21 protein-coding genes and 1 pseudogene are annotated in these 21,976 nt (G+C 74.3%); 7 read left to right on the forward strand and 15 right to left on the reverse strand.

From position 1 onward, the window contains the following. The first annotated feature begins 35 nt into the window (after positions 1 to 35). Positions 36 to 1,694: a hypothetical protein gene (locus G7075_RS09015; RefSeq protein ID WP_166121147.1), complete on the forward strand. Its 1,659-nt coding sequence runs from the start codon at positions 36 to 38 to the stop codon at positions 1,692 to 1,694. 154 nt (positions 1,695 to 1,848) lie between these two features. Here G7075_RS09015 and G7075_RS09020 read toward each other — a convergent pair whose 3' ends face one another. Then, positions 1,849 to 3,435 (reverse strand): HNH endonuclease signature motif containing protein, encoded by a 1,587-nt coding sequence (locus G7075_RS09020; RefSeq protein ID WP_166121150.1) that lies wholly within the window; start codon positions 3,433 to 3,435, stop codon positions 1,849 to 1,851. Positions 3,436 to 3,633: 198 nt separating this feature from the next. Between G7075_RS09020 and G7075_RS09025 the strand changes: the two genes are divergently transcribed. Further along, the gene (locus tag G7075_RS09025; RefSeq protein ID WP_371814217.1) at positions 3,634 to 4,239 is read left to right on the forward strand and encodes a 1-acyl-sn-glycerol-3-phosphate acyltransferase; all 606 of its coding nucleotides are present in this window, start codon (positions 3,634 to 3,636) and stop codon (positions 4,237 to 4,239) included. A 91-nt stretch (positions 4,240 to 4,330) separates the two neighbouring features. Further along, complete coding sequence (locus tag G7075_RS09030; RefSeq protein WP_166121152.1) at positions 4,331 to 6,169, forward strand: GAF domain-containing SpoIIE family protein phosphatase; 1,839 nt, start codon at positions 4,331 to 4,333, stop codon at positions 6,167 to 6,169. Positions 6,170 to 6,184: 15 nt separating this feature from the next. On the opposite strand, the gene G7075_RS09035 is transcribed toward G7075_RS09030, so the two are convergent. Both G7075_RS09035 and G7075_RS09040 read right to left on the reverse strand, forming a co-directional pair. After that, positions 6,185 to 6,715 carry a nitroreductase family deazaflavin-dependent oxidoreductase gene (locus tag G7075_RS09035; RefSeq protein WP_166121154.1) on the reverse strand — a complete coding sequence of 177 codons (531 nt, stop codon included), beginning with the start codon at positions 6,713 to 6,715 and terminating at the stop codon, positions 6,185 to 6,187. Positions 6,716 to 6,740: 25 nt separating this feature from the next. Further along, positions 6,741 to 7,889: an acyltransferase gene (locus G7075_RS09040; protein WP_166121157.1), complete on the reverse strand. Its 1,149-nt coding sequence runs from the start codon at positions 7,887 to 7,889 to the stop codon at positions 6,741 to 6,743. A gap of 235 nt (positions 7,890 to 8,124) precedes the next feature. Between G7075_RS09040 and G7075_RS09045 the strand changes: the two genes are divergently transcribed. Both G7075_RS09045 and G7075_RS09050 read left to right on the forward strand, forming a co-directional pair. Next, positions 8,125 to 8,454: a helix-turn-helix transcriptional regulator gene (locus G7075_RS09045; protein WP_166121160.1), complete on the forward strand. Its 330-nt coding sequence runs from the start codon at positions 8,125 to 8,127 to the stop codon at positions 8,452 to 8,454. Between the two features lies 1 nt (position 8,455). Further along, positions 8,456 to 8,944 carry an SRPBCC domain-containing protein gene (locus tag G7075_RS09050; RefSeq protein ID WP_166121163.1) on the forward strand — a complete coding sequence of 163 codons (489 nt, stop codon included), beginning with the start codon at positions 8,456 to 8,458 and terminating at the stop codon, positions 8,942 to 8,944. A gap of 42 nt (positions 8,945 to 8,986) precedes the next feature. Here the strand turns inward: G7075_RS09050 and G7075_RS09055 are convergent, their stop codons facing one another. After that, positions 8,987 to 9,361 carry a DUF3806 domain-containing protein gene (locus G7075_RS09055; RefSeq protein ID WP_166121165.1) on the reverse strand — a complete coding sequence of 125 codons (375 nt, stop codon included), beginning with the start codon at positions 9,359 to 9,361 and terminating at the stop codon, positions 8,987 to 8,989. Between the two features lie 113 nt (positions 9,362 to 9,474). Beyond that, a complete protein-coding gene (locus tag G7075_RS09060) occupies positions 9,475 to 9,996 on the reverse strand; it encodes a VOC family protein (RefSeq protein ID WP_371814218.1) in 522 nt (173 codons plus the stop codon). A 29-nt stretch (positions 9,997 to 10,025) separates the two neighbouring features. On the opposite strand from G7075_RS09060, the gene G7075_RS09065 reads away from it, so the two are divergent. Together G7075_RS09065 and G7075_RS09070 are read left to right on the forward strand one after the other, a co-directional pair. Then, a complete protein-coding gene (locus tag G7075_RS09065; RefSeq protein WP_166121167.1) occupies positions 10,026 to 10,514 on the forward strand; it encodes a CoA-binding protein in 489 nt (162 codons plus the stop codon). Positions 10,515 to 10,587: 73 nt separating this feature from the next. Further along, positions 10,588 to 12,675 (forward strand): AAA family ATPase, encoded by a 2,088-nt coding sequence (locus tag G7075_RS09070; RefSeq protein WP_166121170.1) that lies wholly within the window; start codon positions 10,588 to 10,590, stop codon positions 12,673 to 12,675. A gap of 53 nt (positions 12,676 to 12,728) precedes the next feature. On the opposite strand, the gene G7075_RS09075 is transcribed toward G7075_RS09070, so the two are convergent. From G7075_RS09075 to G7075_RS09115, 10 genes and pseudogenes are all read right to left on the reverse strand, one after another. After that, positions 12,729 to 13,856, reverse strand: a complete 1,128-nt coding sequence (locus G7075_RS09075) for a M48 family metallopeptidase (RefSeq protein WP_166121173.1) — start codon at positions 13,854 to 13,856, stop codon at positions 12,729 to 12,731. Positions 13,857 to 13,915: 59 nt separating this feature from the next. Beyond that, positions 13,916 to 14,548: a DUF2510 domain-containing protein gene (locus tag G7075_RS09080; protein ID WP_166121176.1), complete on the reverse strand. Its 633-nt coding sequence runs from the start codon at positions 14,546 to 14,548 to the stop codon at positions 13,916 to 13,918. Positions 14,549 to 14,655: 107 nt separating this feature from the next. After that, on the reverse strand, positions 14,656 to 16,080 hold the full coding sequence (locus G7075_RS09085; protein WP_166121179.1) for a pyridoxal-dependent decarboxylase: 1,425 nt from the start codon (positions 16,078 to 16,080) through the stop codon (positions 14,656 to 14,658). A gap of 21 nt (positions 16,081 to 16,101) precedes the next feature. Continuing rightward, the gene (lpdA, locus tag G7075_RS09090) at positions 16,102 to 17,499 is read right to left on the reverse strand and encodes a dihydrolipoyl dehydrogenase (RefSeq protein ID WP_166121181.1); all 1,398 of its coding nucleotides are present in this window, start codon (positions 17,497 to 17,499) and stop codon (positions 16,102 to 16,104) included. 38 nt (positions 17,500 to 17,537) lie between these two features. Next, entirely contained in the window at positions 17,538 to 18,983 is a 1,446-nt protein-coding gene (locus G7075_RS09095; RefSeq protein WP_166121184.1) for a penicillin-binding transpeptidase domain-containing protein, read from the reverse strand. Between the two features lie 86 nt (positions 18,984 to 19,069). Then, positions 19,070 to 19,558: pseudogene (locus G7075_RS21075) on the reverse strand (penicillin-binding protein); the annotation flags it as partial. Continuing rightward, positions 19,555 to 19,698 (reverse strand): hypothetical protein, encoded by a 144-nt coding sequence (locus G7075_RS09100; protein ID WP_166121186.1) that lies wholly within the window; start codon positions 19,696 to 19,698, stop codon positions 19,555 to 19,557. The gene G7075_RS09100 and the pseudogene G7075_RS21075, both read right to left, overlap by 4 nt. Further along, complete coding sequence (gene mreD / locus G7075_RS09105; RefSeq protein WP_166121189.1) at positions 19,683 to 20,042, reverse strand: rod shape-determining protein MreD; 360 nt, start codon at positions 20,040 to 20,042, stop codon at positions 19,683 to 19,685. The genes G7075_RS09100 and mreD overlap by 16 nt, the downstream gene beginning before the upstream one ends. Further along, positions 20,042 to 20,884: a rod shape-determining protein MreC gene (gene mreC, locus G7075_RS09110; RefSeq protein WP_166121192.1), complete on the reverse strand. Its 843-nt coding sequence runs from the start codon at positions 20,882 to 20,884 to the stop codon at positions 20,042 to 20,044. Before mreC ends, mreD begins: the two co-directional genes overlap by 1 nt. Next, positions 20,881 to 21,915 carry a rod shape-determining protein gene (locus G7075_RS09115; RefSeq protein ID WP_166121195.1) on the reverse strand — a complete coding sequence of 345 codons (1,035 nt, stop codon included), beginning with the start codon at positions 21,913 to 21,915 and terminating at the stop codon, positions 20,881 to 20,883. Before G7075_RS09115 ends, mreC begins: the two co-directional genes overlap by 4 nt. Positions 21,916 to 21,976: the final 61 nt, after the last annotated feature.

Consider the following 21,976-nt stretch of genomic DNA (forward strand, 5'->3'; position numbering starts at 1 on the left):
TGTCGGCGACCGAAGGGGCCGCGATGGCACGAAGCATGGCTGTAGACGTCACGACTCTCGAGAACGTCAACGGCGAAGAGGGAGTCGACGAGCCCTACGTCATGGTCGGCTACGTCGTCGTCGATGCCTCGACCATCAGCCTCGACCTCGACGCCGTCCTTCCACAGCCGGGCAAGACCTTGATCGATGCGTCCAGGGTGTCGTTCACGTGGGTGCACGTCGGGCGGGGGGATCCCGTTCCGGACGAGGTGGCCGAAGGCACGCAGGCAGCGATCCCCGAGGCCTACGGGCACGTCAGCGCCACGCTGGCGCCACTGACCTTCCGCCCACCCGGAGGAGGAGCGAAGGTCGTCGTCCCGGGCCTCCTGCTCGTCTATCTGGGCCTGGCCGAGAGGGACAGCAGCTCCGAGGACTTCGTGAAGTCCGTGCAGACGAAGTCCGCACCGGTCATCGAGAGGTTCGTGCGCGAATACCTCGAGGGCATCACAGTGGGAGTGCTGGCGTCTCCCGACCCCAACGACCCGGCGCTGACGTTCACCTCTCCGGGGTACGGCGGGGCCCTCTCGGCGCGGCTCCGCAACGACTTCACCACGACGGTCAAGCCGAAGATCCAGGCCGAGGTCCGCAAGATCACCCTTGCCGAGGTCATCAGCGACGTCCTCGCGCACTTCCCTCTCGCCCTCGATGCGGACGAGGACCTGCACTCGACGCTCTGGGTCATCCCATCCGACGAGTGTCCGGTCAGCGGCCTGACGGGCTCCGGCACCTTGGTGCAGCACACCATCAAGGACTATGTCGGAGACAAGTCATGGAACTACACGCTCTGGGGCACCTATGGCTGGTCCACCTCCGGCGAGGGCCGCTTGGACGTCAGCCACACGAAGGTCGGCGAGTCCCGCTTCGGGCGTCCGCTCCGCCGGATCCTGGAGACCGAGGAGGGAGACTGCGGGCACAGAGGAGACACGTTCGTACTGGAGCGTCGGACAACCGATGAGACGTTCGCCATCCGGGTTCCGGCGAAGGTCGACGAGTCGACCTACGGCCTCACCGTGAACGGGCTGACGATCACGAAGAACGGCCTGGCGGACCACAGCCTGAGCGGTGTCTTCGTGGTCCCGGGACCTGCGACGTGGACCGACCTCGCCTCCAGCACCGAGACCTGGCCCACCAAGATCGTCTCGATGGACCAGGAGGTCGCGTGCGCCTGGCACATCGACCCGAGCGAGACCGACATCGACGGGGGCTTTGTCCTGCACGTTCATCGCCTACCGGCTGACGACCTCGACGCTCGGCCTGGGATGGCTCTGCAGGTCACCCTGACCCAGCGGGACGGGAACAGTTCCCGGGACGTGGAGTCCCAGACCATCAGGTTCCAGCCGATGCGGATCCACAACCCGGTCCTCGAGTGCATCTTCGCCCACGCCAACGTGATGATGCAGCAGAAGATCGTCTTCGACCTCGAACGGCCCCCGTGGATGGACCCGCCCGCTCACGGTCCGGACGGTCCGTGGCCCACCTCCGGTGGCTGGCTCTACCAGCTCAGCGATCACGACCTGCGTGATGCCGTCCTTGCTCGAGCAGTGTCGCGGGGCGACGGGTTGGAGGGCCCGGGACTGGCCCGGCGCCGTCAGGCCCTCCAACGGCTGGGCCTCTCCGCCGACGACGCCGCACGAGTGGCCCGTATACATCCCTGAGCAACCCACTCTCGGGCATCACGCGACCCCGCCGGTGCCGAGCCGAGAGACGACTGCCGGGGGCGCCGAGAGCGCCCGGCCAGGTCGGCGGCGCGGACCTCGTCGCCCCGTGCCGCATCGACGGCGCAAGGCCACCCGTCACCGTGGCCCGGGGTCAGAAGGGTGGGACCGAGTCGTTCGGATCACGCGTTCGATGTCGGCGGGCGGCCGCTTCGCGGTCAGCGAGGGCACAGCGGTGGCGGAGGGCGGCGCCGTGCTGCTCGAGGCGTCGCTCGCACGCCTCCTCCAGGACGCTCGGCAGGGCAGGACCCGCGGGCGGTGCGTGCTCCTCGACCGGGGCAGCCGGATCCAGCGGCAGCACGACGTGGTCGAGGGCGTCCAGCGGCTCGGTCATCCGGCGACGTCCCGTCGGGTCCGTCCACTCGGCGCTCGCGTCGGGCAGGAGGCGCACCGACCACCCGGGTGACTGCTTGATGCGGTGGTGCCGGCGGCAGAGGCACATGAGGTTGGCCGCGGCGGTCGGGCCGAGGGGCCAGGGCCGGACGTGGTCGAGATCGCAGAAGCGCGCGGCCACCGAACACCCCGGGAAGCGGCATCGGCCGTCGCGGGCCTTGACGAGCTCGACGAGCAGATCGCTCGGCCGGTAGCCGTCGCGGGACAGAGCACCGGCGGGGTCGAGGAGCGCACCGGTGCCCGCGTCGCACGGGCGGGTGACGACCTCGGCGCCCTCGGCAGCGACCATCCGCAGCAGCCACCCCCGCTCGACGAGCATCGGCTCGCCCGGGCGGGCGCCGTGGACCTGCACGAGGTCGTCGGACCGTCCAGACGGTGCACCCACCGGCCCCGAGACCGCGGGTGCCGTTGTGGGAGTGCGCGACTGGTCGACCGGTGTCGTCAGGACCAGCTTCACCCGGATGTCGGCGTGCTGCATGACGAGGTCCGTCAGCGCCCGCCCGCGCGCCTGCTCGATCGAGGTGCACCGGCCCTCGGTGACGTACTGGCGCGCCAGCCGGTCGACGGCGGACCAGGCCGCGGCCGACTCCTCGGAGGGGAAGGTGCCGAACCAGGCGTCGACCCCCGGCTCCGCGACCCAGCGCCGCAGACCGGTCTCGCGCCGGGCCCGCTGCGCGCGCTGCCGGAGCAGGTCGGGCGAGATGCGGGCCAGGAGGCGACGCGTCCGGCGGCGCAGGACGGCTGCCGCCTCGACGTCGAGGTGCGGCTCGAGGGCGGCGAGGACGGCCTCGGCCACCCCGGCGGGAGCCTCGAGCAGCTCGTCGGCGACGACGTCGGCGCGGAAGGCATCGAGGCGTCCGGCCCGCATCGCGGCGTGGAGGGCGTCGAGACCCGTGGGTCGCGGCCGGCCGGGAGCGCCGACGGGCAGGGCGTCGCGGCCGCAGCGACGGACGGCGGCCACGACCCGGCGCTGCGCCTGGTGGTGGGACATCCCCAGCTCGGGGGCGACCAGGTCGGCGACGTCGAGGGCCACGCGGCCCGGGGCGTGCTCGACGGTGCCGACCGTGCCGTCCTCGTCCCAGACGTTCTCGAACCGCGCGGCAGCCGCCACGGCGACGTCCTGCACGGCGACGAGCCGGTTGACGAGCTCCTGGCAGCGCCCGACGAGACCCGCCCACTCGTCGAACGACAGGTGGCCGGACGGTGCGTGGACGGCGGCGTCGAGCCCTCGCACGGCGCACTCGACGGTGTATGTCGCGCTCTCCACGGCTGCCGCGCTGGTGTTCATCGAGGCCCCCTCCCTGTGCCACCATCCTACCCCGCACCACCGACACGAACAAGACACGAGAAGACCCGAAATCATTGTGCAGCAACATAATTGCCAACCCCGCGACTACTTCCACACCCCGCCCGCACCACCCGTCGCACCCACCCCGCCGCCCGTCCGGCGACCGCCCCTCGCGCCCGCCACCAGCACCCCCGTACGGTGAGGTGGACGCCCGCGATCCCCGAGGAGGACACCCCGATGCGCGCCGCCCTCGCCCGAGCCGTCCTGCGTGCCGCCCGCTGGACCGCCGTCGGCGACGTCCCCCGCACCGGCATCCTCGTCGGCGCCCCGCACACGTCCAACTGGGACTTCGTGATGATGCTGCTCGTCATGTGGCGCGGCGGCGTCACCCCGCGGGTGCTCATCAAGCAGGAGCTGTTCCGCGGGCCGCTCGGCTGGCTGCTGCAGCGCCTCGGCGGCATCCCCCTCGACCGCGACCACCCCGGCGAGGTGGTCCGCCGGCTCGTGCGCGAGGCCCGCAGCGGCGAGCCGTTCCTCCTCATCCTCGCCGCCGAGGGCACCCGCGAGAAGGGCGAGTACTGGAAGTCGGGCTTCTGGCGGATCGCCCGCTCCGCCAGGCTGCCCATCGCGCTGGCGTTCATCGACGGCCCCAGCCGCACCGCCGGCTTCGGTCCGACGATCACCGCCACGCCCGACGTCCGTCACGACATGGACCTCGTCCGCGAGTTCTACCGCGACAAGCGCGGCATCCACCCCGAGCGCCGCACCGAGCCACGGCTGCGTGAGGAGGACCGCCCGGCGTGACCCCCCGGTGTGACCCCGCCGGCGCACTACACCACGCGCGCACCGAATGTCACGGGCTGATGTTTTGCGCCTGACCTGCGAGGATGCGCTCGTGGAGACACGATCCGGCGAGCCGCGCCGCCCGCGGATGCCCCGCCACGTCGGCGAGACCCTCACCGAGCTCGCCCACGTGACGAACGAGCTGACGACGGCCACGACCGTCGACGCCGTGAGCAAGATCGTCACCCAGCACATGGCCGACGCGGTCGGCGCCACCATCGCCGCGCTCGGGCTGCTCCAGGGCGCCGACGAGGTGCGGCTCATCGGCCTGCGCGGACTCGCGGCGGACGAGGCGGCCGGCTGGCAGGTCTTCCCCCTCGCCTCCCCGAACACCCTCGCGGAGGCCGTGCGCACCGGGGAGCGCATCGTGCTCGTCGGCGCCGCCGAGATCGCTGAGCGCTACCCCGAGCTGACCAGCGCCCGGCGGGGCGAGCGCACCACCGTCACGGTGCCGCTGCGCACGGGGGGCCGGACGATCGGGGCCATCCACCTCTCGATCCCGGACGCCGTCGAGCTGCACCCGGCCGAGCTCGAGTTCCTCGACGTCCTCGCCGACACCTGCGCCCAGTCGCTCGACCGGATCGAGGCGGCCGCCGTGGCCGCCAAGCAGACCGGCCGGCTGGCCTTCCTCGCCGAGGCCTCGATCCAGCTGGCGAGCAGCCTCGACCTCGAGGCCACCACGGCCCGCGTCACCCAGCTCACGGTGCCGCGGTTCGCCGACTGGTGCGCCATCGACATCGTCCGCGACGGCGGCCTGCACCGGCTCGCCGCCGCACACGCCGACCCCGCCCGGGCGGTGCTCGTCTCCCGGCTGCAGGAGCGCTGGCCGGCGAGCGACGAGCACCCCCGCGGGCTGGCCACGGTGGTCCGCACCGGCGAACCACTGCTCGTGCAGGACGTCACCGACGAGATGCTCGCGACGTCCGCACGCAACGCCGAGCACCTCGCGGCGATGCGCGACCTCGGGATGCGCAGCATCCTCGCCGTCCCCCTGCTCGTGCGCGGCCAGGTCTCCGGCGTCCTCACCTGGGCCTCCAGCGACCCCGGCCGCCGCTACGACGAGGACGACGTGCGCTTCGCGGAGCACCTGGCCCGACGGGCCGCCAGCGCCATCGACAACGCCGACCTCTACGGCCAGACCCGTGCGGTCGCCGAGCAGCTGCAGCGCGCCGTGCTCCCGGACGACCTCGCCGGCACCCCCGACTGGGAGGTGGCCTGGCGCTACGAGCCGTCCGGGCGTACCGAGGTCGGCGGCGACTTCTACGACGCCTTCCCGCTCGCCGACGGTCGGTACGTCGCGTTCGTCGGCGACGTCATGGGCCGGGGCGTCGCGGCCTCGGCGGCAATGGCCCAGATGCGCGCCGCCGTCCGCGCCTTCGCCTCCTCCGACCCGTCCCCCGCGGCCGTGCTCGACGCCCTCGACCGGATGGTCGTGCAGTTCGACACCGAGCAGCTCGTGACGCTCGTCTACGTCCTCGCCGACTCCGCCGAGGGCACGGTGCAGGTCGCCAACGCCGGGCACCTGCCGCCCTTCGTCCTGCGGGCCCACGGGCGGGTCGACCGCCTGCCGGACGCCGACGGGCCGCCCCTCGGCCTCGCCGCCGGTCGGCGCAGCCGCGAGGTCGCCTTCGGGCAGGGTGACGCCCTCCTGCTCGTCACCGACGGGCTCGTCGAGCGCCGCGGCGAGGACATCGAGGCCGGCCTGGCCCGGCTGCGGACGGCGGCCCGAGGGCTGTCGAACACCTCCCTCGACCATGGCCTGCAGGAGGTGCTGGCCCAGGTCGGCGACTCCTCGTCCGACGACGACGTCGCGGCCCTCGTGCTGCGCCGGGCGGGCTCCGCCCGGTCCGGTCGCGGGGGGATGGCCGCCCCCGTGCGGATGAGCGCCTGACTCACCTCCTCGACATCAACCGGGCTGGTCGACCGCGTTCTCCAGCAACAGGATCCGAACGCGCCGGTGCGGCACCCGCGTGAGGTAGCGAGGAAAACCCACGTACACCAGCTCGGCGAGGTCGAGCACCTCGACGCGCTCCGCCGGGTCGGCCTCGCGGGCGACCACGCGGACGACCGCACCACGGTGGGCCACCGTGGCCCGCGGGTCGGCCTCGAGGTTGAGCACCCACGCGGGCGTCCGGGCCTGGCCGAAGTTCGTGCCGAGCAGGGCGAGGGTGCCGCCCACGGGGACCCCGATGAGCCGGGTCTCCCGCGGCCGGTCGGTGCGTCGGCCGGTCGTGGTCACGACGAGGACGGGCAGCCCGCTGAGCAGGGCGCACGCCGTCGTCCGCCCGCGGGAGAGGGTGCTGACCGCCCGGTCGAGGGTCGGCAGGGTGTGGGCGAGCAGCGCTGCACCGGCGCGCGTCGCGGCGGCCGACCGCACGGCCCGGTGCAGCGCCGTCGGTGGTGCGAGGACGTAGGACAGGTCCGCGGCGACACCCACGCGGTGACGCTAGCGCGTCGTCCGCTCAGCGCAGGGCGGCCAGGGCGTGGGCCGGGCGCTCGGGAACCTCGGTGGCGGGCGGCACCGCCGGTTTGGGTGCGGGCTTCCGGCGAGGACGACCCACGAGCCGGCGGCGGGCGGGTTGCTCCACCCGGGTGGCGACGAGGTGCGCGGTCGCCCCGAGCACGCCGACCACCGCGACAAGCACGAGCGTCGAGGCCCACGGGTCGCCCGCGGCCAGGCCGGTGGCCCACTCGATCGGGCGCTCGAAGAGCCAGTGCACCATGTAGAGGGCGTAGGAGGCCTCGCCGGCCGCGACGACCCAGCGCCACGAGAGCACCCGCACGAGCGTCCCGGACGACGCCGCGAGCCCGGCCACCCCGAGCCCGAGCGCCGGCGCCGCCCAGTAGTGACCGCCGGAGGCTTCGGGAACGAGGGCCACGACCGCGACCGTGACGGGCAGCAGGACGGCGAGGCCACCGAGGCGAGCCCGGCCCCGCGTCCAGGCGAGGCAGAGCAGCACGCCGGCGAGGAACTCGCCCATGATGCGCACCCAGAACATGTTCTCGAGGTTGCCGTTCGGCAGCGCCATCGTCGCGTAGATGCCGAGCATCACGGCGTAGGAGGCACCGGCCAGGGCCAGGGCCGAGCCCGCCCGCCGCAACCGGGCGACGAGGACGAAGAGCAGGGGCGCGAGCAGGTAGGCGAACCACTCCGCGCTGATCGACCACGCCGGCGAGTTGAAGCTCGGCCGGTCGTTGACCCAGTAGTGCACCATCCCGAGGTTCTCGAGGTACGCCCCGCCAGTGCGACGGATGCCCTCGGTGGTCGTGCCGAGGGTGCCGACGAGCGCCGCCAGCGCCAGGTCGACGTGCAGGGCCAGGACGTGCACCGGCCACACCCGGGCGAACCGGTTGCGCACGAACCGCGCGCTGTCGCCCCGCCGGAAGGAACGCATCCGGTCGGCGTAGGTGTAGGCCAGGACGAACCCGCTGAGGGCGAAGAAGAGGTCGACGCCGAGGTAGCCGGCCCGCATCAGGGTGTCGAGCGGGGCGAGCGCGGGCTGGAGGGTCAGCAGCTCCTCGCGGTAGTGGAAGACCACGACCCACCCGGCCGCGAGCGCGCGCAGGCCGGTGAGGGCGGGCAGCGCGGGGCGCCGGGTGGTGGTCTCCATCCTCTCGAGGGTGTCGAGGTGCCGGACACGGGACAAGTCGTGCGAGGCCGCCAAGGACCGCCTGAGAGGGTCGGGGAATTCCGCGTCGTCGCAGGTCAGCGGCCTGCGACGACCCAGCGCTCCGGCGGATGCTTACCCCCGAGCGTGCGGGATGTGTCACATCCGCGGCCCCTCCCCCATCCGGTCGAGTCGGCGGGGTTGACAACATACAACCATTTGGTTGTATGTTGTGTCCGTGAACGAGACCAGCGAGGACCGGGCCGACGCCCTGTTCCACGCGCTCTCCGACCGGACCCGCCGCGACATCCTGCGCCGTGTCCTCGCCGGGGAGCACTCGGTCACGGCCCTGGCGGCGAGCTACGACATGAGCTTCGCCGCCGTCCAGAAGCACGTCGCCGTCCTCGAGAGGGCCGGCCTGCTGACGAAGCGACGCAACGGTCGCGAGCAGCTGGCCAGCGGTGACGTGGCGGCCGTCCGGTCCGTCGCCTCGATGCTCGACGAGCTCGAGGACGTCTGGCGGGGGCGGATAGACCGCATCGACGCACTACTCACCGAGGAGACCTGACATGCCCGTCACCGACATCACCAAGGACGTCGAGACCCGCACCCTGACCATCACAGCCGAGTTCGCCGCCCCGGTCGAGCGGGTCTGGGCGCTCTACGCGGACCCGCGCCAGCTCGAGCGGGTCTGGGGCCCGCCGGAGTACCCGGCGACCTTCGTCGACCACGACCTGCGGCCGGGGACCCGCAGCACCTACTACATGACCTCCCCCGAGGGCGAGAAGTTCGCGGGTTACTGGGACATCACGGGCGTGGAGCCGACGTCGCAGTTCACCTTCAACGACGGGTTCGCCCACGAGGACCTCACGCCCAACCCCGACATGCCGGTCTCGCAGAGCACCTACGCGTTCGAGGCCACCGACGGTGGCACCCGGTCGGTCTTCACGACCACCTACGACAGTGCCGAGGCGCTCCAGACCGTGCTCGACATGGGGATGGAGGAGGGCGCGCGCTCGGCCATCAACCAGATCGACGCCTTCCTCGCGCAGGGCTGACGCGCACTGCCGCGGCGGGCCGCCGCGGGCGAGGTGCAGGCCTCAGGCGTCGTCGTAGATCCCGGCCAGGGACTCCTTGACGGCCGCGACGAGCGCCTGCACCTCGCCCTCGGTGCCGTCGAACCAGCGGCGGGCCACCATCGCGGTCGGGTGGACGCGCACGTCGAACGGCTCGCGGTGCAGCGCGATCTCGGTGCCGTCGTCGTCGGTGGCCACGACCCAGCGCAGGTCGCAGGTGCGGCGCAGGTGCTCGCCGACGGCCAGTCCGAAGGCGTTGACCAGGACGTTGGGGTCGCCCCGTTCGGCGGCCGCGGTGGCGAACCACCGGGCGGCCTCCGCGTCGAAGGCCCGGCCCAGGGCGTCGGCGTCGTCGAGGTCGACCCCGGAGTCGGCGACCAGCGCGATGCTGCCCTCCACCCAGGCACGCTCGGCCTCGGTCGGTTCCCCCAGCTGCTCCACTGCGCCTCCCACGTCGCTCGAGGGACATGCTCGCGCACCCGACACGGACACGCCAGCCCCCGTGGGACGGCTCAGACGCAGAACTCGTTCCCCTCCGGGTCGCGCATCGTCACCCAGTGGACCCCGAGGTCGGCGTGCTCGTCGACCCGGGTGGCGCCGAGCGCCTCGAGCCGGGCGACCTCGGCGGCGACCCGCTCGCGCTGCAGCTCGAGCGGCACCGACGGACCGCCCCCGGCCAGCAGGTCGACGTGCACGCGGTTCTTGCCGGTCTTCGGCTCCGGGACCCGCTGGAATAAGATGCGCGGCTGCCCCTCGGACTCCAGGGCCGAGGCGTCGTTCCACCGCTCCGGCGGGACGCCCTGGGCGGCGAGGAAGGCCGGCCAGTCGGCGAACCCGCCCGGGGGTCGGGGATGACGTACCCGCGCGGCGCGAGGGCGCCCGCCCAGAACGTGGCCAGCGCGGCGGGGTCGACGGTGTCGATGACGACCTGGAGGGGTGCGGTCGAGCGGTCCATGTGCCCACTGTGCCGCAGGCCGCCGACAGGGCCCCCGGATGTGCCCCACGGAACAGCGTCGCGGGACGAGCGGTGCCACAGTCGGAGTGAGAGAGAGAAGGCACCGCCATGACCACGACGACCATCCCGACCCGCGTCGCCGCCCAGGAGTTCCTCGACCACCGCCGCATCGCGGTGACGGGGGTGTCGCACGCGCCGAAGGGCCACGGCAGCAACGCCGTCTACACCTGGCTGCGCGGGCACGGCTACGAGGTCTTCGCCGTCAACCCCGCGGTCGACACGGTCGAGGGCGACCCGTCGTACCCGACCGTGCAGGCCGTTCCCGGGGGCGTCGACGCCGTCGTCCTCGCCACCGCGCCCGAGCACGCCCGCGAGACGATGGAGCAGGCGCTCGACGCGGGCGTCACGTCGGTGTGGATGCACCGGTCGATCGGCGCCGGCTCGGTCTCCGACGAGGCGGCGGCGTGGGGGCGCGAGCACGGCATGACCGTCATCGACGGCGGCTGCCCGCTGATGTTCCACCCCGACGGCGACGGCTTCCACCACGCGATGTGCCGCGTCCTCACCTGGACCGGGAAGGTCCCCCGCCGGGTCTGAACGGCTTCTGCCTCGCGGCCCGAACGGGTTCCGCCGCAGCCCCTCACGGGTGTACCATCATCGGTTCGCCAGTATGAGAACCCACCCGGAAACAGGAGGCGGCTCCGCCGTGCCCACGCCGACCGCCGATCCGTCCACCCCACCCGTCGACGACGTGCTCGCCCGCGAGCAGGCCCACCTCGACCACGCCCGCGACCAGCTGCGCCGGATGCGCGAGACGGTCGAGGGCCTCGACGTCACGACCGCCGCCGACGCGTTCAACGCCGCCTACCTCGACCTCGTCCTGGCCCGGCGGGTCGCCTCGCTGCAGGACGACCCGCGCACGACGCTCTTCTTCGGGCGCATCGACACCCGCACCGACCACGGCCCCGAGACCTTCCACATCGGCCGGCGGCACGTCAGCGACACCCACGGCGACCCGGTCGTCGTCGACTGGCGCGCCCCCATCTCGACCGCGTTCTACCGGGCCTCCCCCGCCGAGCCGATGGGCGTCGGCCTCCGGCGCCGGTTCGGGGTCGACCGCGGGCGGCTGACCGCCTACGAGGACGAGCACGTCGACCGCGGCGAGGCCGCCGACCACAGCACGATCCTCGCGGCGGAGATCGAGCGCCCGCGCTCGGGCCCGATGCGCGACATCGTCTCGACGATCCAACCCGAGCAGGACGAGATCGTCCGCTCCGACCTCGGCACGAGCATCTGCGTGCAGGGAGCCCCCGGCACGGGCAAGACCGCCGTCGGGCTGCACCGCGCGGCCTGGCTGCTCTACTCGTTCCGCGACCGGCTCGACCGCTCGGGCGTCCTCGTCGTCGGCCCGAACCGCGCCTTCCTCGACCACATCGGCGCGGTCCTGCCCTCGCTCGGTGAGGTGCGGGTGCAGCACGCGACGATCGACACCCTCCTCGACCACGCCCGCGTCCGCGCCGAGGACGCCACCGACGTCGCCGTCCTCAAGGGCGACGCGCGGATGGCCGAGGTGCTGCGGACCGCGGTGTGGCGCACCGTCGGTCGCGCCGAGGAGGCGATGGTCGTGCCGCGCGGCTCACGGCGCTGGCGGGTGCCCGCGTACGACGTGCAGGACGAGGTCGACGCCCTGGCACGTCGCGGGGTGCGGTACTCGGCGGCGCGCGACCTCCTCCCCCAGCGGCTCGCCCACCTCGTGATGCTGCGCATCGAGGCCACCGGAGACTTCCCGGGCGACACCGCGCAGGACGCCATCGCCCGGTCGGCACCGGTCCGGGCGTACGCGAAGGACCTCTGGCCGGCCCTCGACCCCGCAGGCGTCCTGTTCTCGCTGCTCTCCGACCCCGAGGCGCTGGCGGCCGCGGCCGACGGCGTCCTCACCGACGACGAGCAGCGGATGCTCCTGTGGGACAAGCCGCCCCGCACCAAGGGCGCCGCTCGCTGGACGCGTGCCGACCTCGCGCTCCTCGACGAGCTCGCCGACCTCCTCGACCGCACGCCCAGCCTCGGGCACGTCGTGCTCGACGAGGCCCAGGACCTCTCCCCCATGCAGCTGCGCGCGGTCGGGCGACGGGCCTCGACCGGCAGCCTCACGGTGCTCGGCGACATCGCGCAGGGCACGACCCCGTGGGCGACCGACTCGTGGTCGACGGCGATGGGTCACCTCGGCCGTCCGCAGCACGAGCTGGTCACCCTCGACCGCGGCTTCCGCGTCCCCGGGCTCGTCATCGACTTCGCGGCCCGGCTCCTGCCGTCGATGGCTCCCGGTCTCGGGGCGCCGAGATCGGTGCGCGAGAACCCCGGACGGCTCGACGTCGTCGCCGCCGATCCGGCGCGACGGTCGGCGGCGGTCGTCGACGCGGTGCGCGGCTCGCTCGACGAGCCGGGGTCCGTCGGTGTCATCGCGCCGGACGCGTTCGTCGACGCCCTTTCGGCGGCGCTGACCCGCTCGGGCATCGGGCACGGCCGCCTCGACGCCGAGCACGGGGACGACGAGGACCGCCAGGTCGAGCTCGTGCCGGCGAGCATCGCCAAGGGCCTGGAGTTCGACCGCGTCGTCGTCGTCGAACCCGCCGCCGTCGTCGCGGCCGAGCCCGACCTGCGCACGGGTCTCCGGCGGCTCTACGTCGTGCTGACGCGCGCCGTGTCGGCCCTGACCGTCGTGCACACCGAGCCGCTGCCCGAGGCCCTGACGGCCTGACCGCGACACCCGGCGCCCGGCGCCGTGCGCCCGGCGCCCGACCGAGCGACCGCTCAGGAGCGACCGTGGACCAGCTCGTCGCGGAAGCGCGGCGTGAGCGGGACCCGGGCCGCGAAGACGTCGCGGTCCGCCGCGGCGAGCGCGCCCCACTCGACGGTGCGGGCCGCCACGGGGTCGGCGGCGTCGACGAGGCGCAGCCGCTCGGCGGTGGGCGGGTGCTCGCCGTCGACGGCCGCCCCCGGGTCGGCCTCCAGCCGGGCCCGCAGCTCGGCCGGCTCGGGCCGCGGCGCCGACTCCATGGCGGTGAACGGGTCGGTGCCGGGGGTCCGGGCGGCGTTGTTCGCCGCGGTGAGCCCGCGCGGCACGCCGGCGGTGCTCAGCAGCCAGCCACGCACGGCGGGGGTCCCGGCGACCTCGACCGCGGCCCGGTCCGCGGCGAACGCCGCGTCGCGCAGGGTCGGGCGCCACGCGCGGGCGAGCCCGGCCTGGAGGGCCCGGACGGGCGCCCCGACGACGGCCATCCCGGCGCCGCCCAGGGCCGCCGACGCCTCGCGCCGCATCCGGTTTCCGGCCAGCTCGTCGCCCGGGCCGATGACACCCAACGCACCCGTGGACTGCTCGATGGCGAGGGCGTCGGCGGTGACCACCCGCGTCGGGGTGAGGATGGTCCGCGCGCTGGCCAACAGGTCGTCGGCGAGGCGGACGAGCACACCCGACGGCGCGCGCCGGACGCCCGAGCAGGCCAGCTCGTGGGCGAGCACGGCCACCCGCTCCCCCGGGTCGAGGGCCGTCCACTGCGGCAGGCCGACGACGAGGGTGGCCCGGCCGAGGTAGCCCGCTGGCTGCACGCGGACGGGGTAGGTGGTGTCGACGACCACACGGTCCGGGGGCCGGGCGCCGACGGCGGCCGCGACCTCCGCGCAGAGGGCGTGCAGGCCCGGTGCCGCCGACTCGGGCAGTGGGACGGCGTGGCGGTCGACGCGGGTCGGGTGCGGCCTCAGCTGCCAGAGGACGAGCAGGCCGAGGGCCCCCCAGAGGATGCGGGTCCACCCCTCGTCGGTGACGAGCAGGACCACCCACCCGATGACCAGCGCGAGGTCGACGAGCACGACGAGGGATGCCAGGACGACGGCGGCCAGCCGGCTCGTCCCGGTCCGGGCCCGCGCGGGTGCGGCGGTCATCGCTCCTCCCCTCGGGTGCCGGTGGGCACCTCGTGGCAGAGCCTAGGTCAGCGCGGCGCTCAGGCGCCCACGGTCCACTTCTCGCCGTCCCAGTACCGGGTGCGGCGGCGGCTGTTCGGTGCCGGGTACCAGCCCGGCTCGAGCCCGCGGGCGGAGTTGTGGGTCTTGATGACGCGGTGGGTGTGGAAGGCCGGCACGAACGCGGCGAGCACCGCGACGGCGCACCCGACGGTGAGCAGCCAGAGTCCGACACCGGCCTCGAGGGTCGCCCCGCGCAGGCCGGACACGAGCAGCGGTGCGTTGCCGGTGAACCACGTGGGCCGGCCGACGACGGTGATGGGGTCGAGGACGAGCGCCCAGAGCACGAAGGCCACGAAGGCGGCGGCGCTCAGCCCGACGAGGGCGGCCACCCGCCAGACCGGCCCGACGTACCGCACCTGGGTGAGGACGAGGGCGATGCCCATCAGCCCGGCCCAGACGGCGGTGAGGACGACGTAGGTGCGGAACGAGCCGGCGAGCGCGACGGCGCCGTGGTCGAGCTGGAGGCCCATCGCGCCCCACAGGGTCGCGGAGACGCTGCCGCCGGAGACGCGCAGCATGGGGAACAGCGTGCCGAGCATGACGAGCACCGCGCCGAGCCCCATGGCCACGCCGGCGATCGCGTGGCTCCGTGTGTGTCTGACCTCGGCCATCTCTCTCCCTCTGCTTCTCGGGGCGAGTGTGACACCGAGCACCCGGAATCGAGCGCAACTCGCGAAAAGTCGCGGCCGGACGGCCGAGGGGGTGCTTCCGGCCGTGCTCAGGCCGCCGGGCCGGCCACGACCTCGCGCAGCAGGGCCCACAGCGCCTCGACGTCCTCGCGCTCGGTGGCCTCGGCGCCGACCGACACCCGCACCATCCACCGGCCGTCGAGCCGGCTGGCCCCGAGGAAGGCCCGCCCCGTGGCGTTGACGGCCTCGACCCAGGCGAGCGTGTGCGCGTCGAGGGCGTCGCCGTCGAGGCCCTCCGGCTCGTGGCGCACGCACACCGTCTGGAGCTCGACCGGGGCGAGCACGCGCCATCCGGGCTCGGCCCCGACCTGCTCGGCGAACCAGCGCGCGTTGGCGAGGTCGCGGCGCAGCCGCGCGCGGATGGCCTCCACCCCGTCGAGGCGCAGGTGGAACCACAGCTTGAGGGCACGGAAGCGCCGGCCGAGCGGGATGCCCCAGTCCTTGTACTGCACGACCTCGGCATCGGTGCTCGCCAGCAGGTAGGAGGGCGTCGTCGACATCACCGACACGAGGTGGTCGACGTCGCGGACGTAGAGCAGCGAGGTGTCGAGGATCGTGCCCATCCACTTGTGCGGGTTCCAGGCGAGGGAGTCGGCGCCCTCGACGCCGTCGACGAGGTGGCGCATCTCGGGCAGGAGCATCGCCGAGCCGGCCATCGCGGCGTCGACGTGGACCCACGCCCCGTGCTCGCCGGCGACGTCGACGATCGCGCGAACGGGGTCCATCGCCGTCGTGCCCGTCGTGCCGACCGCGGCGACGACGACCGCCGGCACCCGGCCGGCTGCGGCATCCTCGGCCATGGCCCGGCGCAGCGCCTCGGGGTCCATCGCGTAGGTGACCGGGTCGACGTCGACGTACCGGAGGTTGTCCGCGCCGTAGCCGGCCAGCAGCACCGCCTTCGGCACCGAGGAGTGCGCGTGCGGCGAGGTGTAGGCGACGAGCGGGGCGTCGAGGGCCTGCAGGCCGCCCCGGTGCTCGGAGCCGTCGCTGGCCCGCTCGCGTGCGGCGAGCATCGCGACGAGGCAGGCCGTGGAGGCGGTGTCCTGGATGGCGCCGCGCCACTGCGGCGACAGTCCGCACAGGTCGCGCAGCCAGTCGGTGACGACCTGCTCGACCTCGGTGAGCGCGGGCGCCGACTGCCAGGTGATGCCGAGCGCCCCGATGCCGCCGGACGCGATGTCGCCGAGCACGCTGGCCAGGCTCGCGTTGCTCGGGAACCACCCGTAGAAGCCCGGGTGCTGGGTCTGGGTGACGCCGGGGACGACGACGCGGTCGAGGTCGGCGAGGACGTCGGCGAACGACTCGGGCTGGTCGGGGGCGTGGGCCGGGAGGGCGTCACGGACCTCGCCGGGGCGCACCTGCGCGGCGACCGGGAGGTCGGGCACGCGCGCCCGGTGGTCGGCGATCCAGTCGACGAGCACGTGACCGGCGGCGCGGAACTCCTCGGGCGTCATGCGCCGATCCTGCCGCGCCGGTCAGAGGTTGATCATGTGGCCGGCGATGCCCTCGACGGCCTCCTTGACCGCCTCGGACAGCGTCGGGTGCGCGAAGACGTTGCGCGACACCTCGTCGGCCGTGAGGTCCCACTTCTGGGCGAGGGTCAGCACGGGCAGCAGCTCGGTGACGTCGGGGCCGATCATGTGGGCGCCGATGATCTCGTTGTGCTCGGCGTCGGCGACGATCTTGACGAAGCCGACGGCGTCGCCGAGGCCCATCGCCTTGCCGTTCGCGGAGAACGGGAACTTCGCCGTCTTCACGTCGTAGCCCTTCTCCTTCGCCTGGGCCTCGGAGTAGCCGAACGAGCCGATCTGCGGGTGGCAGTAGGTCGCGCGCGGGATGAAGTCGAACTCGACCGGCATCGTCTCGGCGCCGGCCAGGTGCTCGGCGGCGACGACGCCCTGCGCCTCGGCGACGTGCGCGAGCATGAGCTTCGCGGTGCAGTCGCCGATGGCGTAGACGTTCTCGACGTTGGTGCGGCCGTACTCGTCGATGGCGATGGCGCCGCGCTCGGTGAGCTGGACGCCCGTGGCCTCGAGCCCGAAGCCCTCGGTGCGCGGCGCGAAGCCGATGGCCGAGAGCAGCTTGTCGGCCTCGAGCACCTGCTGGTCGCCGCCCTGGGCCGGCGAGACCGTCACGCGCACACCCGAGCCGGTGTCCTCGACGGACTCGACCTTGGTGCCGAGCATCACCTTCACGCCGAGCTTCTTGTAGTGCTTGAGGAGCTCCTTGGAGACCTCCTCGTCCTCGGTCGGGACCATCCGGTCGAGGAACTCGACGATGGTGACGTCGACGCCGAAGTTCTTCATGACGTAGGCGAACTCGACGCCGATGGCCCCCGAGCCGGCGATGATCATCGAGCCGGGCAGGTTCTCGTCGAGGATCTGCTCCTCGTAGGTGACGACGTTCTGGCTCACCTCGACGCCGGGCAGCATCCGGGTGACCGCACCGGTGGCGATGATCAGGTGGTCGAAGGTCAGCTGCCGCGTCGAGCCGTCGTTGAGCGCGACGTCCATCGAGGTGGCGCCGGTGAGCGTGCCCCAGCCGTCGATCTCCTCGATCTTGTTCTTCTTCATGAGGAAGTGGACGCCCTTGACGATGCCCTCGGACACCTTGCGCGAGCGGGCGTGCGTGACGCCGTACGTCATCGTCGCGTCGCCCTCGATGCCGTAGAGCGCCTTGTCGTGCTGGAGCGTGTGGGCGAGCTCGGCGTTCTTGATGAGCGCCTTGGAGGGGATGCAGCCGACGTTGAGGCACACCCCGCCCCAGTACTTCTTCTCGACGACCGCGACCTTCTTGCCGAGCTGGGAGGCGCGGATCGCCGCGACGTACCCACCGGGACCAGCACCGAGCACCACGACGTCGAAGTCAGCCATGAACGCCAGCCTATCGGGGCGGCGGCCGGCTCCGTCGCTCAGCCCAGGCCGCGCAGCGTGAGGTGCACCGCACGGGCCACCGGCCCCGCCGTCGAGCCGCCGTTGCCGCCCTGGGCGACCACCGCGGCGACGACCCAGCGCGGGCGCTGCGCCGGCGCGTAGGAGACGAACCACGACGTGTCCCGCTTCCCGACGACCTCGCCGGTTCCCGTCTTGCCGGCGATCTTCCAGTCGGCCGGCACGGACCGGAAGACGCCGGCCGCCGTCCCGGTGGTCGTCACGCCGACCAGCGCCCCGCGCAGGTACCGCAGCGTGCTCGCGGCGACGGGCACCCGTCGCGTGGGCCCGGCGGCCAGGTCGGAGCGCTGGTCGGTCCGCGGGTCGAGCAGCGCCGCCGCAACCCGAGGCGTGCGCAGGGTGCCGCCGTCGGCGATCGCGGCGTACGCGACGGCCATCTGCAGCGGTGTCGCGAGGACGTCGCCCTGGCCGATGGCGAAGTTCGCGGCGTCACCGGCCCGCAGCTGCCATCCGTGCTCGCAGTTCTCCTGCGCGACCTCCGTGAGGAAGGTCCGTCGTTCGCGGTCGGCCACCTCCGGGTAGCCCGTGCGCGCCCGGCGGCAGAGCTCGCCGCGCTGGTCCTCCCACGTCGCCTGGCGCCACGCCCGGTCGGGCACGCGGCCGGCGGACTCGTGCGGCAGGTCGATGCCGGTGCGCGAGCCGAGGCCCAGCCCCCGGGCGACGTCGACGAACGGGTCGGGCGTCGTGGGGGCGGCCGAGACCCCGCCCTCGCGCTGCCACGCCCGCTGCGCGATCGCGTAGAAGACGGTGTCGCAGGAGATCTCGACCGCCCGTCGCAGCGAGATGAGGCCGTGCGCGGTCGTCTCGTGGTTGTGGAAGTCGCGGTCGCCGATGCGGTAGACGGCCGGGCAGTCGTACCGGCCGGACAGCGAGTTGCCGGCCCGGACGGCCGCCGCGACCGAGGCGGGCTTCATCGTGCTCGCCGGCGCGAACCCGACGTCGGTGGCCCGCGACAGCAGCGGCGTCCCCGCTCGCGGGTCGGTGAGCGCGGCGTAGTCGGCGGCCGAGATGCCGCCCGTCCACACGTTGGGGTCGTAGCCGGGGGCACTGGCCAGGGCCGCGACGGCGCCCGAGCGCGGGTCGAGGACGACGACGGCTCCGGAGTCGGCGGGCCAGCCGCGCGTGCGGGCCTTCGCCATCTCGGTCGCGAGCGCCCGCTCGGCCGAGGCCTGGACGACGGCGTCGAGGGAGGTGACGAGGTCGCGGCCGGGCACGGGCTCGGTGCGCGAGACGACGCCCGTGACGAGGCCGCGCGCGTCGACGGCGACGACGGTGCGGCCCGGGGTCCCGCGCAGCTCGCGGTCGTACTGCTGCTCGAGCCCGGCCCGCCCGACGAGGTCGTCGGCGGCCAGCGCGGGGTCGGCGGCGAGGTCGGCGGGTGCGGCCTGCCCGAGGTAGCCGAGCACCTGGGCGGCCCCGGCACCCTCGGGCCGGGGTAGACGCGCACCGGCGCCGACTCGACGGCCACGCCGGGGAACCGGTCGGGCTGCTCGACGAGGGTCAGCGCGCGGGCGGGGTCGACGTCGGTGGCCAGCGGCACGGGGACCTGCGCCGAGCCCGACCAGCACGCCGGGGCCGCCGGGGCGCCGGGCTCGCCGCAGAGGTGGGTGCGGGCGAGCAGGTCATCAGCGTCGAGCCCGAGCACCGTTGCGACGGAACGGACCTCGTCCTCGGCTCGTGGACGGTCGTCGGCGATGACCCGCCGCTCGAGCGTGACGACCGTGCTGACCCGGTTGTCGGCGAGTACCCGTCCGGCGCGGTCGAGGATGCGTCCGCGCAGGGCCGGGACGACGAGCGTGCGGGTGTCGAGGGTCGAGGCCTCGGCGGTGAACCCGGCGGCACCGACGAGCTGCACCTGGCCGAGCCGCCCGACGAGCCCCGCGAACACGAGGACGACCGCCCCGACGAGCGCCAGCAGGCGCCCGTGGTGCGTGCCGGCGCGACAAGTCCCGGCGCCGGGCACCGTCCGACCCCGCCTCACCCGAACCGCCGCCGCACGACGGCCCGCTCGGCACCGACGACCAGCGGCACGAGGAGGGCGGCCACCGTGGCCGTGAGGAGGCAGAGCACCCCGACCTCGGGCAGGTCGACGGGCGCCCGCACGGTCAGGGCGCGCAGCACGTCGACGCCCTCGACGAGCACCGACGCCGCGAGCGCGAGGGCCCCGACCCGGGGGCGGCCACCGGTCCCGGCACCCGGGTGCGCCCGACGAGCAGCCCGGCGGCGGCGTAGGCCAGGGCGTGCAGGCCGAGCACCTCCGCACCCGGCGGCACGAGGTCGAGGACCCAGCCACCGACGAGACCCGCGACCGCCCCGGCGACCGGCCCGCGCCAGAGCGCCCAGGCGACGACGAGCACGAGCACGAGGTCGGGCACGGGGGCGACGTGCCGGGCGCCGAGCGTGACGGCCACGACCCCCGCGACGACGAGGGCCGCCCCGCGCACCAGCGCACCGACGAGGCCCATCAGCCGCCTCCGGTGGCGGTCGGGCGCGGGGTGCTGCGCGGACCCCCGAGGAGCACGGCGACGACGTCGAGGGTGGCGGGGTCGACCGCCGGGGTGAGCGTGCCGGTGGCCGCGAGGCGCCCCGCGGCGGGCTCGACGGAGGTCACCGTGCCGACCCGCACGCCCGCGACGAACGGGCGGCCACCGGCGCTGCCGAGGGTGGTCACCGGGTCGCCGACGGCCATCGACCCGCGCTCGACGAGTGCGAGGGACAGGCGGCCCGGTGACGGGTCGGGCGCGCCGTCGGCCGCCGAGCCCGAGGCCTCGCCGAGCACCCCGGACGAGCCGACCCGCACCCCGACGGCGAGGTCGGGCCCGCCGAGCAGCAGCACGTCGCAGGTCCACGGCGCCACGCTGACGACCCGCCCGACGAGCCCACCGGCGGCGACGACCGTGCGGTCGACCTCGACCCCGTCGCGCGAGCCCACGTCGAGCGTGACCCGCTCCGGCCCGGCGGGTCCCGGCGCCCCCACGCCGACGACCCGGGCGAGCACGAGGGGCATCCCGTCGACGGAGGGGTCGGCGAGCAGGGTCCGGGCGTCCGCGGTCTCGGCGAGCCGGCGGTCGGCCTCGGCGACCTGCGCCGCGAGCCGGGTGTTCTCGGCCCGCAGCCGCGAGGCCTCGTCGTCCCCCGGGCCGGCGACCCGCTCGAGCGGACCGAGCCCGGCCGCGGCCAGCACCCGCACGGGGCGCAGGTCGACGGCCCCGGAGAGGTCGGCGAGCACGAGCAGAGCGGTGAGGGCGACGGCGGCCACGGCCAGCCGGCGCGGCGCGAGCCGGCGTGGCGCGAGCCGGCGCTTCACGGCCGCCGGGTGTCGACGAGGACGCGCTCGAGGGTGCCGAACTCCTCGACGCAGCGGCCGGCCCCGCGGGCGACGGCACGCAACGGGTCCTCGGCGGCCCGCACCGGGACGCCGAGCTCGTGGGAGAGGCGCTCGTCGAGGCCGCGCAGCAGTGCCCCGCCGCCGGTCAGCGCGATGCCGCGGTCGACGACGTCGCCGGCGAGCTCGGGCGGGCAGACGTCGAGGACGGTGCGGACCAGCTCGACGACCTGCGCCACGGGCGTCTCGATGGCCCGCCGCACCTCGGCCGACCCGATGGTCACGGTCTTCGGCAGGCCGGTCACGAGGTCGCGCCCGCGAACCCGCTCGGAGAGCTCCTCGCGCAGCGGGAAGGCCGAGCCCGCCCCGATCTTCAGCTGCTCGGCGCTGGACTCCCCGAGGAGCAGCGAGTACTCGGACTTCACGTGCGCCACGATCGCCTCGTCGATCTCGTCGCCGCCGATCCGCACGGTGCGCGAGGTGACGATGCCGCCGAGACTGATCACCCCGACGTCCGTCGTGCCCCCGCCGACGTCGACGACCATCGAGGCGCGGGTCTCGTCCACCGGCAGGCCGGCCCCGATGGCGGCGGCCATCGTCTCCTCGATGACGAAGACCCGGCGCGCGCCGGAGCGCAGGGTGGCGTCCTCGAGGGCCCGGCGCTCGACGCTCGTGATGTCGCTCGGGACGCAGACGACGACGCGCGGGCGGACCAGCCGGGAGGGGGCGACCTGGTCGACGAACCAGCGGATCATCCGCTCGGTGACGTCGGCGTCGGAGATGACGCCGTCGCGCAGCGGGCGCACCGCGGTGACGGTCTCGGGGGTGCGGCCGAGCATGTCCTTGGCGCGCCGGCCGGCCGCGACGAGCTGGCCGGTGCCGGCCCGCACGGCGACGACCGACGGCTCGTCGAGGACCACCCCGCGACCGCGCTCGTAGACGACGGTGTTCGCGGTGCCGAGGTCGATCGCGAGGTCCCTCCCCCGGACCCAGCCCGCCGACCACCCAGTCATGCCGAGCAGGCTAGGTCGGCGTCGGGACGGGTCGGTGACGCAACGCCGGTGACGGCGGGGG

The sequence above is a fragment of the Phycicoccus sp. HDW14 genome (assembly GCF_011383005.1).
Classification (GTDB): domain Bacteria; phylum Actinomycetota; class Actinomycetes; order Actinomycetales; family Dermatophilaceae; genus Phycicoccus.

Coding starts and splice junctions, on each gene's coding strand:
- G7075_RS09050 (WP_166121163.1), top strand. CDS start 8,456: ATGCCCGTCACCGACATCACCAAGGACGTCGAGACCCGCACCCTGACC.
- G7075_RS09065 (WP_166121167.1), top strand. CDS start 10,026: ATGACCACGACGACCATCCCGACCCGCGTCGCCGCCCAGGAGTTCCTC.
- mreD (WP_166121189.1), bottom strand. CDS start 20,042: ATGGGCCTCGTCGGTGCGCTGGTGCGCGGGGCGGCCCTCGTCGTCGCG.
- G7075_RS09115 (WP_166121195.1), bottom strand. CDS start 21,915: ATGACTGGGTGGTCGGCGGGCTGGGTCCGGGGGAGGGACCTCGCGATC.
- G7075_RS09070 (WP_166121170.1), top strand. CDS start 10,588: ATGAGAACCCACCCGGAAACAGGAGGCGGCTCCGCCGTGCCCACGCCG.
- G7075_RS09085 (WP_166121179.1), bottom strand. CDS start 16,080: ATGACGCCCGAGGAGTTCCGCGCCGCCGGTCACGTGCTCGTCGACTGG.
- G7075_RS09020 (WP_166121150.1), bottom strand. CDS start 3,435: ATGAACACCAGCGCGGCAGCCGTGGAGAGCGCGACATACACCGTCGAG.
- G7075_RS09015 (WP_166121147.1), top strand. CDS start 36: ATGGCTGTAGACGTCACGACTCTCGAGAACGTCAACGGCGAAGAGGGA.
- G7075_RS09075 (WP_166121173.1), bottom strand. CDS start 13,856: ATGACCGCCGCACCCGCGCGGGCCCGGACCGGGACGAGCCGGCTGGCC.
- G7075_RS09040 (WP_166121157.1), bottom strand. CDS start 7,889: ATGGAGACCACCACCCGGCGCCCCGCGCTGCCCGCCCTCACCGGCCTG.
- G7075_RS09080 (WP_166121176.1), bottom strand. CDS start 14,548: ATGGCCGAGGTCAGACACACACGGAGCCACGCGATCGCCGGCGTGGCC.
- lpdA (WP_166121181.1), bottom strand. CDS start 17,499: ATGGCTGACTTCGACGTCGTGGTGCTCGGTGCTGGTCCCGGTGGGTAC.